This window comes from Streptomyces sp. NBC_00443 (assembly GCF_036014175.1).
In the GTDB taxonomy this organism is placed as follows: domain Bacteria; phylum Actinomycetota; class Actinomycetes; order Streptomycetales; family Streptomycetaceae; genus Streptomyces.
In genome coordinates this window covers 5,456,644-5,469,949 of record NZ_CP107917.1, presented here as the reverse complement: position 1 = coordinate 5,469,949, position 13,306 = coordinate 5,456,644, and the positions used below count along the sequence as shown (strand labels likewise).

General features: G+C 72.1%; 11 protein-coding genes and 1 pseudogene. 5 read left to right on the top strand and 7 right to left on the bottom strand.

Annotated features, from left to right (window positions below):
- Positions 1-31: 31 nt before the first annotated feature.
- From OHO27_RS24865 to OHO27_RS24855, 3 genes are all read right to left on the bottom strand, one after another.
- Positions 32-367 carry an aminoacyl--tRNA ligase-related protein gene (locus OHO27_RS24865; RefSeq protein WP_328430534.1) on the bottom strand — a complete coding sequence of 112 codons (336 nt, stop codon included), beginning with the start codon at positions 365-367 and terminating at the stop codon, positions 32-34.
- Between the two features lie 63 nt (positions 368-430).
- On the bottom strand, positions 431-1,033 hold the full coding sequence (locus tag OHO27_RS24860) for an ATP-binding protein (RefSeq protein ID WP_328427199.1): 603 nt from the start codon (positions 1,031-1,033) through the stop codon (positions 431-433).
- Between the two features lie 238 nt (positions 1,034-1,271).
- Positions 1,272-1,658, bottom strand: a complete 387-nt coding sequence (locus OHO27_RS24855) for an STAS domain-containing protein (protein WP_328427198.1) — start codon at positions 1,656-1,658, stop codon at positions 1,272-1,274.
- Between the two features lie 237 nt (positions 1,659-1,895).
- Here OHO27_RS24855 and OHO27_RS24850 point away from each other — a divergent pair, with 237 nt between their 5' ends.
- Positions 1,896-2,849: an RNA polymerase sigma factor SigF gene (locus OHO27_RS24850; protein WP_328430533.1), complete on the top strand. Its 954-nt coding sequence runs from the start codon at positions 1,896-1,898 to the stop codon at positions 2,847-2,849.
- A 250-nt stretch (positions 2,850-3,099) separates the two neighbouring features.
- Entirely contained in the window at positions 3,100-4,689 is a 1,590-nt protein-coding gene (locus OHO27_RS24845; RefSeq protein ID WP_328427197.1) for an RICIN domain-containing protein, read from the top strand.
- A 39-nt stretch (positions 4,690-4,728) separates the two neighbouring features.
- On the opposite strand, the gene hutI is transcribed toward OHO27_RS24845, so the two are convergent.
- The 4 genes from hutI to hutU are packed head-to-tail and all read right to left on the bottom strand — an operon-like array spanning position 4,729 to position 10,323.
- A complete protein-coding gene (gene hutI / locus OHO27_RS24840; protein ID WP_328427196.1) occupies positions 4,729-6,024 on the bottom strand; it encodes an imidazolonepropionase in 1,296 nt (431 codons plus the stop codon).
- Entirely contained in the window at positions 6,021-7,376 is a 1,356-nt protein-coding gene (locus tag OHO27_RS24835) for a formimidoylglutamate deiminase (RefSeq protein ID WP_443059715.1), read from the bottom strand. Before OHO27_RS24835 ends, hutI begins: the two co-directional genes overlap by 4 nt.
- The gene (locus OHO27_RS24830; protein WP_328427194.1) at positions 7,367-8,662 is read right to left on the bottom strand and encodes an allantoate amidohydrolase; all 1,296 of its coding nucleotides are present in this window, start codon (positions 8,660-8,662) and stop codon (positions 7,367-7,369) included. Before OHO27_RS24830 ends, OHO27_RS24835 begins: the two co-directional genes overlap by 10 nt.
- Positions 8,659-10,323 carry a urocanate hydratase gene (hutU, locus tag OHO27_RS24825; RefSeq protein WP_328427193.1) on the bottom strand — a complete coding sequence of 555 codons (1,665 nt, stop codon included), beginning with the start codon at positions 10,321-10,323 and terminating at the stop codon, positions 8,659-8,661. The genes OHO27_RS24830 and hutU overlap by 4 nt, the downstream gene beginning before the upstream one ends.
- A gap of 164 nt (positions 10,324-10,487) precedes the next feature.
- Here hutU and OHO27_RS24820 point away from each other — a divergent pair, with 164 nt between their 5' ends.
- The 3 genes and pseudogenes from OHO27_RS24820 (at position 10,488) to OHO27_RS24810 (ending at position 13,245) form a co-directional block, all read left to right on the top strand.
- Complete coding sequence (locus OHO27_RS24820) at positions 10,488-11,897, top strand: diaminopimelate decarboxylase (protein WP_443059582.1); 1,410 nt, start codon at positions 10,488-10,490, stop codon at positions 11,895-11,897.
- A gap of 177 nt (positions 11,898-12,074) precedes the next feature.
- Positions 12,075-12,467 (top strand): hypothetical protein, encoded by a 393-nt coding sequence (locus tag OHO27_RS24815; protein WP_328427192.1) that lies wholly within the window; start codon positions 12,075-12,077, stop codon positions 12,465-12,467.
- A pseudogene (locus OHO27_RS24810) lies at positions 12,464-13,245 on the top strand (transcriptional regulator). Before OHO27_RS24815 ends, OHO27_RS24810 begins: the two are co-directional and overlap by 4 nt.
- Positions 13,246-13,306: the final 61 nt, after the last annotated feature.

Genomic DNA, 13,306 nt, shown 5'->3' with positions numbered 1-13,306 from the left:
GCCCCTCAGGGTGACCCTGGGTAACACGGGGTCAGGCCGGACGCAGCAGTTCGGGCAGCCCCCAGCGCCGCAGCACTTCCGGCACGAGCACCGTCCCGCCCGCCCGCTGGTGCTGCTCCGGGATCGCGGGGAGCAGGCGGCTGGTGGCGAGGCCCGAGGCGTTGAGGGTGTGGACGTACGCCGCCTTGCCGCCGCCGGCCGGGCGGTACCGGATGCCGCCGCGCCGGGCCTGGTAGGCACGGGCGTTCGACACCGAGCTGACCTTGGCGTACGCGCCCAGACTGGGCAGCCAGACCTCCATGTCGTAGGTCTTGGCCCGCGCGGGGCTGATGTCGCCGGCGGCGAGCTTGGTGACGCGATAGTGCAGCCCTAGAGCGGCGCCTCGGCGGTGCGGAAACGAATTTCCCGTACGGCAGGCCGAACGGGTGACCTACGCCGGTGCTCCCAGCTCCGCCCACACCGTCTTGCCCGCGACCCCCGGCGTCCGCATGACCCCCCAGTCCAGACAGAGCCGCTGCACGATGAACATGCCGTGGCCGCCGGGACGCCCCGCGCGGTGCGGTGTGCGCGGCGCCGGCTGGCCCGTGCCCTTGTCGGAGACCTCGACGCGGATCACCTTGTTGTCGCAGGCGATCCACAGCTCGTCCGGCCCGTCGGCGTGCAGACAGGCGTTGGTGACCAGCTCGGACACGACGAGCAGCACATCCTCCGCGGCGGCCCGCTGGTCGGCGGTGGCCGCGGGGAGCCAGCCCCACGCGTACAGCGCCTGGCGGGCGAAGTCACGGGCGAGCGGGACGACGCCGCTCTGGCCCTCCAGGACCAGGCGGCGGACCTGCCGCCCCGCCGACACCTCGGCGGACGCCGCGGACTCCTCGGGCCTCAGGGACGGCACGGCGCCCCCTGAGGGCCCTCCGGCCGCCGGAGCGCCCTCGTCGGAGCCCTCCGCGCCCGGCACGCCGCTCTCGGACGCCCCCGAAGCGCCGCTGGGCTCAGGGCCGCGGTCGCCCGGCGAGAAAGGCCGGGTGGTGCTCATCAGCGCTTCACCTCACCGATTCACCAGTTCAACGTTCACACGATTCAGAAGTCAGTACGCAGAGTCAGTACGCCAGTGCACGGTCCTTGCCTGATACGTCGGTCACAGTCCCCCACCCCCGGTGGCCGACATCACAGCCGACGGGTTTCAGGATGTCTCCTGCCCGACCGAGCCGAGGGAACACCCCTGTATTCGGCACGAATGATGTGACGTCTGATGCAGGGCCGGACGCGAGGGGTCAACCCGCCCCGTCGGCCTCGTCGGCCAGGGCGGCATCGAGCGAGTCGTGGACCGTGAAGACGGCCTCCGCCCCCGTGATCTCGAACACGCGCGCGACCACGGGCAGCATCCCCGCGAGATGCACCCCGCCACCGGCGGCCTCCGCCTTCAGCCGGGCCCCCAGCAGCACGTTCAGACCCGTGGAGTCACAGAACTCGAGCCGCGAGCAGTCGACGACCAGCCGGCTGAAGCCCTTCCCGAGGCAGTCCTCGAGTGGCTCGCGCAACAAATCGGCGGTGTGGTGATCCAACTCACCCGCCGGAGTCACGACGGCGCTGGCGCCCTCTTCCCGCACCTCGACCAGAAGTCGGCCAGACTGTGCGCTGCCGACCGTGCCGCGGTCCATGCCGTCTCTCACTCCCGACGTCGTGGCTGCTGACTGACGCTGTCGAACACTACGCCTTCCCTACGCCTCCCAACACCCGAACATCCACCCAGAATCGGACATTTCGGACCAGAGCGCACTTGCGGTGGGCTCCTGAAAGCGGGTAGGGCTAGTAGAGACACGTAACCGACTCGGCCGGCTTTGGAGGCGCCGCACACCGCAGTGCACGCAGGCTTCGGCAGCCGAATGCCGAGAACGATGGAGGACATCATGTCACCCCGGCTCGACGCATCGCATACCCAGAGGGCGACGTCGGCATCCCAACCGGAACAGCTGGATCCCATCGAGTTGAGTGCCGACGTACGTCCCGAACAGGACTTCGGTCAGGAGTTCGGTCAGGACGACGCTCTCGCCGGACTTCCGGACATCCCCCCGTACGACGAGGTGGGGCCGGTGGACGCGCGGGCCCTGTCCAAGACCCTCTTCGAGCGGCTGGAGTCGCTGGAGGAAGGGACCCACGAGTACTCGTACGTCCGCAACACGCTCGTCGAACTCAACCTCGCGCTGGTCAAGTTCGCCGCCTCCCGCTTCCGCTCGCGCAGCGAGCCGATGGAGGACATCATCCAGGTCGGCACCATCGGCCTGATCAAGGCGATCGACCGCTTCGAACTCAGCCGCGGCGTGGAGTTCCCCACCTTCGCGATGCCGACCATCATCGGCGAGATCAAGCGCTTCTTCCGCGACACGTCGTGGTCGGTGCGGGTACCGCGTCGGCTCCAGGAGCTCCGGCTCGACCTGGCCAAGGCCGGGGACGAACTGGCCCAGAAGCTCGACCGCGCCCCGACCGTGGCGGAACTGGCGGAGCGCCTCGGTCTGACCAACGACGAGGTCGTCGAGGGCATGGCGGCGTCGAACGCGTACACCGCCTCGTCGCTGGACGCCCAGCCCGAGGAGGACGACGCCGAGGGCGCGCTGGCCGACCGGATCGGCTACGAGGACCACGGGATCGAAGGCATCGAGTACGTCGAGTCCTTGAAGCCGCTCATCGCCGAACTGCCGCCCCGGGACCGCAAGATCCTGTCCCTGAGATTCGTGGCGGGCATGACCCAGTCGGAGATCGGCGAAGAACTCGGCATCTCACAGATGCATGTGTCGCGGCTGCTGTCGCGGACGTTGATCCGGCTCCGCAAGGGGCTGACGGTCGAGGACTGACCGATCCAGGAGTGGCGTCTCCTCCACGCTGACCTGCGCTGTGCCCGGTGCCCCGCCGAATTCCGTCGGCGGGACACCGGGCACAGCGCGTTCGAGGACCGGACGCGTCCCGCCCGGCCGTGCATGCGCGACTCACGGGTTACCCACAGAAACCCTTTCCCCAGGGCTTCCCTTCCTCCACTATGAGCCGTCATACCCGCCGGTAGGTCAGAACTCCGGGCGGGTTGAACGGCTGCAAGGAGGCAGGCGGATGGCTCGGGCCGACGACGGTGGGGACCATGACCGTGGGATTCACGCGGGCGCGTCCGACGCACGGCTCACCGAACTGCTGCGCGCCGACACGGCCACCGCGTATCCGGCGCTCCAGGAGCTGCGCGCCCGCCATCACGCGCCCGTCCTCGCCTACGCCCGTCTGTGCACCCCGAACGACTCCATGGCCCGGCAGCTGGCGGCCCAGGCGTTCACCCTGGCGGCCCGTCAGACCGCGCGCGGCATCGACCCCGGACTGCCCTGGCGGCACCAACTGCTGATGCTGACCGCCCGGCTGGCCGGGACCTGGGCCATGGACGACCGGGCGGCGGGCCTCGACGCGGGACTGCTGCTCGTGCTGAACACGGCCGGCCCCTCCGGCCCGGTCCCGCCGATGCTGACGGCGTTCCAGGCCCTTCCGTCCCGCACCCAGGGCCTGATCTGGTACGGCCTCGTGGAGCAGGAGCCGGCGGACCGGACGGCCGGCCTCCTCGGCCTCACCCGCGAGGACGTCACGTACGGCACGGACCCGGCGCTCCAGCAGCTCGCCCGGTCCTGCCTGCGCGCCCGTCTCACCGCCTCCGACGACCCCGACTGCGCCGACTTCGGCCGCCTCATCGAGGAGTCCGTACGGCCGGACAGTCCCCGCGACAGCGCCGATCTGCACGCCCACATGGCGCGCTGCCCGCACTGCACGACGGCCTACGAGGAGCTGTCGGCCCTGCGGGACTCACCGCGCGCGGCGCTGGCGGAGGGGCTGCTGACGTGGGGCGGGACGGCGTACGCGGCGGGCGCTCCGGGGGAGCGGGAGGGCGTGCGGCGCGGGGGTGCCGCCGCCCGCCTTGCCGCGAAGAAGAGTTGGCCGGTGCCCGGATGGCCGTCCGATCGTCGCCGGGTGGTGCTGGTGTCGGCGGCGCTCGGGGTGGCGTTGCTGCCGCTGGTGGCGTTCCTGGCGGCCCAGGGCGGATCGTCGTCGCAGGATCCCGTGGGCGCGGTCGGCACGGCGGTGAGCGTGCCGCCGGTGGCGGTCACGGTGACGGCCACCGTGTCGGCGACGCCGTCGACCTCATCGCCGTCACCGTCACCGTCCCCGTCGCGGAGCTCCACGTCGCCGTCGCCCACGAAGAGTGCGACGCCTACGAAGACGGCCGACCCCAAGCCGCCGCCCTCCCCCACGCACCCGCCGAGCGGCACGTATGCCCAGGTCGTGAACGTCGCGTCGGGGCTGTGCCTGGACGTGGGCGGTGCCTTCTTCAACGGGACCGATGTGATCACGGCTCCCTGCACGTCGTCCGGCACCCAGCGCTGGCGGGTCGACGCGGATCGCGGTGTGCTCCAGTCGTCCGCCGATCCCGACTACTGCCTGGACAGCCGTGGTTCGACGGACCGGGGCGTCGGGGTCTGGACGTGCGACTCGGTGGAGGGGCGCAACGGCCAGAACCTGACGTTCGTGGTGGACGGCGACGGCGTGATCCGCCCCGCCATCGCCTTCGGAACTGCGGTGACCCCGGCGGGGGGTGCCGGGGACGGGCTGTCGCTGGAGTCGGTGAGCGGCGGTGGCGGCCAGCGCTGGAAGGCCGGGGCCGCCTGACCCGGGTGCAAGGGCCCTGGGCCGGGCGGCCCTTCGGGCTCAGGCCTCGCGTACGCCCCGTCGCCACACCTCGCTGACCAGCGGTACGCCCGGGCGGTAGGCCAGGTGCACATGGCTGGGTGCGTCGAGCAGGAGCAGGTCGGCGCGGGCGCCCGGGGTGAGGCGGCCGATGTCGTCGCGCCGCAGGGCCGCCGCGCCGCCCGCGGTGGCCGACCAGATCGCCTCGTCCGGGGTCATCCCCATGTCCCGTACCGCGAGTGCGATGCAGAAGGGGACGGAGGAGGTGAAGGACGAGCCCGGGTTGCAGTCGGTGGACAGGGCGACGGTGGCGCCCGCGTCGAGGAGGCGTCGGGCGTCGGGCCACCGGGCGCGGGTGGAGAACTCGGCCCCGGGGAGGAGGGTGGCGACCGTGTTGCCGTTCGCCAGGGCGTCGACGTCCGCGTCCGTCAGGTGGGTGCAGTGGTCGGCGCTGGCGGCGTCCAGTTCGACCGCGAGTTGCACGCCGGGGCCGTAGGAGAGCTGGTTGGCGTGGACGCGGGGGTGCAGGCCCCTGGCCTTGCCCGCGGTGAGGATCGCGCGGGCCTGGTCGCCGTCGAAGGCGCCCTTCTCGCAGAACACGTCGATCCAACGGGCGTACGGCGCGCAGGCGTCGAGCATCTCGCCGGTGACGAGGGCGACGTAGGCGGCCGGGTCGTCGGCGTGGTCCGGGGAGACGATGTGGGCGCCGAGGAAGGTGACCTCGTCGGTGTGGGCGGCGGCGATGCGCAGGGCGCGGGCCTCGTCCTCGACCGTCAGGCCGTAGCCGGACTTGGTCTCGAAGGTGGTGGTGCCCTGCCGCAGGGCCTCGGCGAGGTAGTGCGTGAGGTTGCGTTCCAGGTCCTCGTCGCTCGCCGCCCTGGTGGCCGCGACGGTCGTGCGGATGCCGCCGGCGCTGTACGGCCGCCCCGACATCCGGGCGTTGAACTCCTGCGTCCGGTCGCCCGCGAAGACGAGGTGGGAGTGGGAGTCCACGAAGCCCGGGACGACCGCCCGGCCACCGGCGTCGACCCGATTGTCAGTGGCGGGTGCTTTGCTTTGATCACCGGTCCACGCGATGCGGTCGCCCTCGATGACGACGGCCGCGTCCTGGATCAGTCCGAGGGGGGAATTGTCACCGAGGGAGGGGTCGTTGGTGACCAGGGCGGCGATGTTGGTGATGAGCGTGCTTGCGGTGCTCGCGGAGTGGGCGGGGCTGACGGTCGTCGCGTTGCTCATGGCGTCCTTGGTGGCCTGGTCGGCGGTGGGGTCGGGTTCGGGGGCGGAGGCGGACCGCCCGGGTGGGCGGCGCCGCGTCATCCGCGCAGGGCTTCGACGGCGTCCGCGAGGGCTTTCGGCACATCCGGTACGAGAGTGTGGGCCCCGTCGCGTACGACGTGCCGACCTGCCACGACCGTATGCGACACGTCTGCTGCCGACGCAGCGAATACGGCCGTCTCGGCCCCGAGCCGCGCAAGCGGCCCTGCCGTCCTGACCGAGTCGAGCACGATCGTCGTGAGGTCGGCGAGCGCGCCGGGTTCGATGGCTCCCGCGCCGTCCCAGCCGAGGGCCGCGTGGCCATCGGCCGAGGCCGCCCGCAGGAGGGCAGCCGCCGTCCAGTGACCCCGCGTCCGGGTGCGCAGGCGCTCGTTCAGCTCCATGGCGCGCGCCTCTTCGAGCAGGTCGATCACGGCGTGGCTGTCGGAGCCGAGGGAGAGCGGGGAGCCGGCCCGCTGGAGGGCGACGGCGGGTCCGATGCCGTCCGCCAGGTCCCGCTCGGTCGTCGGGCACATGCAGGTGCCGGTGCCGCTGCCGCCGATGAGGGCGATGTCCTCGTCGGTGAGGTGGGTGTTGTGGACGCCGGTGGTGCGCGGCCCGAGGACACCGTGGTCGGCGAGCAGCCGGGTGGGCGTGCAGCCGTGGGCCTCCCGGCAGGCGTCGTTCTCGGCGGTCTGCTCGGACAGGTGCACATGCAGCGGGGCCCGCCGCTCCTCGGCCCACCGGGCCACGGTCGCCAACTGGTCGGCGGGCACGGCCCGTACGGAGTGGACCGCCGCCCCGATCCGTGCGTGATCCCGGTCCTTGAGAACTGAACAGCGTTCGGCCCAGGCCTCCGCGCTGCCGTCGGAGAAGCGGAGCTGGTGGTTGTCGGGGGGCTGTCCGAAGCCGGAGGACAGGTAGACGGTGTCGAGGAGGGTGATGCGGATGCCGGCGTCGGCGGCGGCCTCGACGAGGGCCTCGCCCATGGCGTTGGGGTCGGCGTAGGGGGTGCCGCCCGGCGCGTGATGCACGTAGTGGAACTCGCCGACGGACGTGATCCCCGCCAGCGCCATCTCCGCGTACACCGCGCGGGCGAGATCGCGGTAGGTCTCCGGGGTCAGCCGGTCGGCGGTGGCGTACATGACCTCACGCCAGGTCCAGAAGGTGCCGGAGCCGACCTGGACCGTGGAGCGCAGGGCGCGGTGGAAGGCGTGGGAGTGGGCGTTGGAAAGGCCGGGGAGCGTCAGGCCGCGGAGGATCTCGGCGCCCGGAGGCGGGGTTTGCGCGCCGGTGCGGACGGCGGCGATGCGGCCGTCCGCGACCTCGACGGCCACTCCCGGCTCGACGTGGGTGCCGAGCCAGGCGTGTTCCAGCCAGTAGGTACGGGTCTGCTGGGCGGGCGTCACGTGCAGGCCAGTCCTTCCAGTACGTCGGCGAGGGCGATGACTCCGGCCACACAGTCGTCCTCGGCGGCGAACTCGGCCGGGGAGTGCGAGACGCCCGTGGGGTTGCGTACGAACAGCATGGCGGTCGGGATGCTCCCGGACAGGATTCCGGCGTCGTGTCCGGCGCCGGTGCCCAGGACGGGAACCTTGAGCTCGGGTTCCCTCTCCTGGCCGAGGATGCGGGCGAGTTCGTCGCGCAGGGCGTGGTCGAACTCGACGACCGGCGTGAAGGACTCGCGGACGACGTCGAGGTCGATGCCGTGGGCTGCCGCGTACTCGCCGGCCGCCTTCTCGATGCCGCCGACCACGCGGTCCAGGCTCGCCTGGTCCTCGGCACGGGAGTCGAGCCAGCCGCGCACCAGGGAGGGGATGGCGTTGACGCCGTTGGGCTCGACGGCGATCTTGCCGAAGGTGGCGACGGCACCGGCGAGTTCGGCCTCGCGGCGGGCGGCGAGCACGGTCTCGGCGTAGGACAGCATGGGGTCGCGCCGGTCCACGAGCCGTGTGGTCCCGGCGTGGTTGGCCTCGCCCCTGAAGTCGAACCGCCATCGGCCGTGCGGCCAGATGGCGCTGGCGATGCCGACCCGGTCGCCGGACAGGTCGAGGGCACGGCCCTGCTCGACATGGAGCTCGACGAAGGCCCCGATGCGGGCGAGCCGCTCCGGATCGGCGCCGATGGTGTCGGGGTCGTAGCCGGCGGCCTCCATGGCCCGGGGCAGGCTGACGCCCTCGCCGTCGGTCAGCTTGTGGGCGCCCTCGACGGTGAGCTGCCCGCCGGTGAGCCGGGACCCGACACAGGCGAGCCCGAACCGGGCGCCCTCCTCGTCGCCGAAGTTGACGATGGCGAGGGGCTTGGTGAAGTCGGCGCCCCTGCCGCGCAGTTCATCGAGCGCGGCGAAGGAGGACACGACACCGAGGGGGCCGTCGAAGGCTCCGCCGTCGGGCACGGAGTCGAGATGCGACCCGGTGACGACCGCGTCCCCGGCGGCGGGGTCCCCGAGCCAGGCCCACTGGTTCCCGTTGCGGTCGACCTCGTAGGCGAGCCCGCGGGCTTCGGCCTGCTCCTTGAACCAGGCCCGGCATTCGACGTCCACACCGGTCCAGGCGAAGCGCCGGTACCCGCGGGAGGCGGGGTGCCGGCCGATGGGGAGGAGGTCCCGCCACATGTCGTGGAACGAGCCACCGCCCGCGGACGGCGACGAGACCTCAGCTTCCACCGAAGCGTTGCCGTGCCCGCCCGAATGCTGCGTCACGCGTCGTCACCTTCGCGCATCGGGACGCGGACGTCCCGCTCGTCGGCAACCGACTCCGCGATGTCGTACCCGGCGTCGACATGCCGGATGACGCCCATCCCGGGGTCGTTCGTGAGGACCCGGCGAATCTTCTCGCCGCCGAGCTTCGTGCCGTCGGCCACCGTCACCTGGCCCGCGTGGATGGACCGCCCCATCCCCACGCCGCCCCCGTGGTGAAGGGACACCCACGACGCACCGGATGCCACGTTCACCATGGCGTTCAGCAGCGGCCAGTCGGCGATCGCGTCGGACCCGTCGAGCATGGCCTCGGTCTCACGGTAGGGAGAGGCGACGGAACCGCAGTCGAGGTGGTCGCGCCCGATGGCCAGCGGTGCGGCGAGCTCTCCCGAAGCCACCATGTCGTTGAAGCGCTCGCCGGCCTTGTCCCGCTCGCCGTAGCCGAGCCAGCAGATGCGTGCGGGCAGACCCTGGAAGTGCACCCGCTCGCCGGCCAGCTTGATCCAGCGGGCGAGGGACTCGTTCTCCGGGAACAGGTCCAGGATCGCCTTGTCGGTCTTGGCGATGTCGGCCGGGTCGCCCGAGAGGGCGGCCCAGCGGAAGGGGCCCTTGCCCTCGCAGAACAGGGGGCGGATGTAGGCCGGCACAAAGCCCGGGAAGGCGAACGCCCGGTCGTATCCGGCGAGTTGGGCCTCGCCGCGGATCGAGTTGCCGTAGTCGAAGACCTCGGCGCCGGCGTCCATGAAGCCGACCATGGCCTCGACGTGCCTGGCCATGGACTCGCGGGCCCGGGTGGTGAAGCCCGCCGGGTCCTTGGCCGCGTAGGAGGCCATGTCGTCGAAGTCGACGCCGAGCGGCAGGTAGGCCAGCGGGTCGTGTGCCGAGGTCTGGTCGGTGACGATGTCGATGGGGGCGCCCATCGAGAGGAGCTGCGGGAGCAGTTCGGCCGCGTTGCCGAGGACGCCGATGGACAGCGGACGGCGGGCGTCACGGGCCTCGGTGGCCAGCTGGAGGGCGTGGTCGAGCGAGTCGGCCTTCACGTCGAGGTACCGGTGCTCGATGCGCCGCTCGATGGCACGCGGGTCGCAGTCGATGCAGATCGCGACGCCGTCGTTCATGGTCACGGCGAGCGGCTGGGCGCCGCCCATGCCGCCGAGGCCGGCGGTGAGGGTGATGGTCCCGGCGAGGGTGCCGTTGAACTTCTTCGCGGCGACGGCGGCGAAGGTCTCGTAGGTGCCCTGGAGGATGCCCTGGGTGCCGATGTAGATCCAGGAGCCGGCCGTCATCTGGCCGTACATGGTCAGACCCAGCTGTTCCAGGCGGCGGAACTCCTCCCAGTTGGCCCAGTCGCCGACGAGGTTGGAGTTGGCGATGAGGACGCGCGGGGCCCACTCGTGGGTCTGCATGACGCCGACGGGGCGGCCGGACTGGACGAGCATCGTCTCGTCCTGCTTCAGGCCCTTCAGCGTGCGCACCATCGCGTCGAAGGAGCGCCAGTCGCGGGCGGCCTTGCCGGTGCCGCCGTAGACCACGAGCTTGTCGGGGTGCTCGGCGACCTCGGGGTCGAGGTTGTTCTGCAGCATCCGCAGGGCGGCCTCCTGCTGCCATCCCAGGGCACTCAGTTCCGTACCGCGCGGTGCTCGGACGGGGCGGGGTCCTGACATGGTCTGCCTCCCAGCGGACTGTGACTGCGAACTGTTGAGGTTGATATTCACATCCTGGTCTCCTGAATAGAACTAGTCAATACATCCGTGCGCCAGCATCGGGGCGTCCCGGGTGTTTGGCTGGATGCGTGGGCTCCTACGACGACGTGACAGGGGGCGACGACATGACGGGGGATGGCGTGGGCGACGGAGCAGGCAGCGGAGCCGGGATGCCGGCGCAGGACGCCGAGCGGGTGGTCCGGCGGGACGAGGCGGTGCGGGCGGCCGTGGAGCAGGGGCTGCTCGGGCCCGGCTCCCCGATCGTCGGCCTGCTCGACGTCACCGGCATCCGGGAGTCGGCGGCAGCGCTGCGGGCGGCGTTCGACGCGGTGGTGGCGCCGGGCACGCCCGTGCTGCACGCCTTCGCGGTGAAGGCGACCCCGCTGGTGGCGGTGGTGCGACTGCTGCGCGAGGAGGGCATCGGCGCGGAGGTGGCGAGCCCGGGTGAGCTGGCGCTGGCACGGGCTGCGGGGCTGGGTCCGGAGATGACGGTCCTGGACTCGCCCGCCAAGACGCCGGCCGAACTGCGGGAGGCGCTGGCGCTGGGCATCGCCGTCAACGCGGACAACCCGCAGGAGCTGGACCGCATCGACGCCCTGATGAAGTCGGCGGCCAGCCGCTCCCCGCTCGGGATCCGGGTGAACCCGCAGGTCGGCGGGGGTTCCATCGAGGCGACGTCCACGGCCACGGCGACGTCGAAGTTCGGGGTGGCGCTACGCGACGAGGGGGCGCGGGAGTGGGTCGTACGGGCGTATCAGGACCGCCCGTGGCTGACGCGGCTGCATGCGCACACCGGCTCGCAGGGCATCCCCCTGTCGCTCATGGCGCAGGGGGTCGCGGAGGCGTACGCCCTCGCCGAGGAGATCAACGGGCGGATCGGGCGGCGGCAGATCGACACGCTCGACATCGGCGGCGGGCTGCCGGTGAACTTCGCCTCGGACCTGACGACACCGACGTATGCGCAATACGTGCGACTGCTGGGCGAGGCGGTACCCGGGCTGTTCGACGGGCGGTACGGGCTGGTCACCGAGTTCGGAAGGTCGCTGCTGGCCAAGCACGGGACGGTCGTGGCGCGGGTCGAGTACGCCAAGAGCGCGGGCGGGCGGCCGGTGGCGGTGACGCACGCGGGTGTGCAGGTCGCCACGCGAACGGTGTACGCGCCGGGGAGCTGGCCGCTCAGGATCGCCGCGTACGACGGCAAGGGGCGCGCGAAGGAGGGTCCGGCCGTGGTGCAGGACGTGGCCGGACCGGCCTGCTTCTCGGGAGACCTGCTGGCCGAGGGAGCCGCGCTGCCGTTGCTGGAGCAGGGGGACTTCGCGGCGGCGCTGGACACGGGGGCGTACTACTTCGCGCACCACTACGCGTACAACTCCCTGGCCCGGCCCGGCATCCACGGTTTCGTGCCGGACGGCGCCGGGGGCATCGCCTTCGCGACCGTGCGCGAGCCGCAGTCGCTCGACGAGATCGTGGCCGAATCGGGAGGGGCGCACGCGGCCTCGCTCACCACCTTGGGCACGTCGGCGCCGTTGACGTAGGTCAACACCCGGCAGTACGCCATATGCGATCAAGCCCCGTGAAAACAGGGTCAGTTGACCCACCCTAGTCACTCGGCGCATGTTCCACTGGAAAATGCCCGAACGCTCACTCGCCGCACACACGTTGCGTAGTTTGGCGGTCACTCAGCCGGACCCCGAGGCGGGAGGGGAGCGACGGTGCCCGGAATCGACGAGTGCTTGCTGGAGACGATGCGGCTGCCAGGTGCGCGTGGTGCTGCGTTGGTCGACTGGACGAGCGGGCTGGCCCTGGGCACGGTGGGCGATCCTCCGGGCGGCGACCACGAAACGGCGGCCGCCGAGGCGGCGGAGCTGGCACGGCTGGCCGCCGAGCAGCACGCCTTCGGGCCGGAGGACGGCTCCGACGCCACGGATCCGCCCGTCGAGGACGTGATCCTCAGCAACCGGGACAGCTATCACGTGCTCCGGTTCGTGCCGACGACGTTCGACAGCAGTGTGTTCCTGTACCTGTGGCTGTCCCGCACGGACGGCAATCTCGCGCTGGCCCGCATCCGGCTCGGCGAGATGGCCGAACGGCTGGTGCTGAGATGACCGTGCTCACACCACCACCGCGGCTGCCGGTACGGGACCGGCAGACGGCGCACCAGCGAGCGGGCGGTGTCTCCCCGATGCTGACCCGCCTCGCGGACGAGCGGGCCACCGGCGTCCTGGACCGCGAGCACGGCACGCTCCACCTCGCCGAGGGCCGGGTGGTGCACGCCGAGAGCCCGCTCGCTCCCGGTCTCGACGAGCTGCTCGCGGCTCACGGCACCCTCGACGCCGAGGCGTGGCGGGACGCCGAGGCCGGGGCCGACGAGGGGCGGCTGCTGCGGCACGGTGTCACGCCGGGGGCGCTGGAGCTGGCGCAGGTGAGCGCCTTGTACGACGCCGCATACTTCGCGCTCGCGCCCAGCAGCACGCCCGGCCGCTTCCGCTACGGCACCGCGCACTGGCTCGCCTCCGTGCATCCCGTGCCGGTCGTCGCCGTGGAGCGCGAGACGCTGCGCCGCCGGGCCCTGCTGCTGCGCATCTGGCCCGACCCGGCGACGGACGGCGCGCCCTGATCCGGGCCGACCCGGTCGCGGCGCCCGCGGTGCCGCCCCGACAGGCCGCCGTACTCGCCCTGGTGGACGGCGTACGACGGGCCACGGACATCGCGCGGGAGCTGGGCCGGCCGGCGTTCCACACGCTGGTGCACATACGGCGGCTGGCCGCGGCGGGGCTCGTGGCCCCACAGCCGCCGCCCGCCGTCGAAGACCCCCCGTCCGACACAGCCGATCCCTACATCGCGCTGCTGAAGAGGGTCAGGGATGCGCTGGAGGCCCTTTGACCGCAAACCCTTCGAGGACCGCGAGCCGCCCGGGCCGCCCGAGCCGCGGCGCCCACCGCAG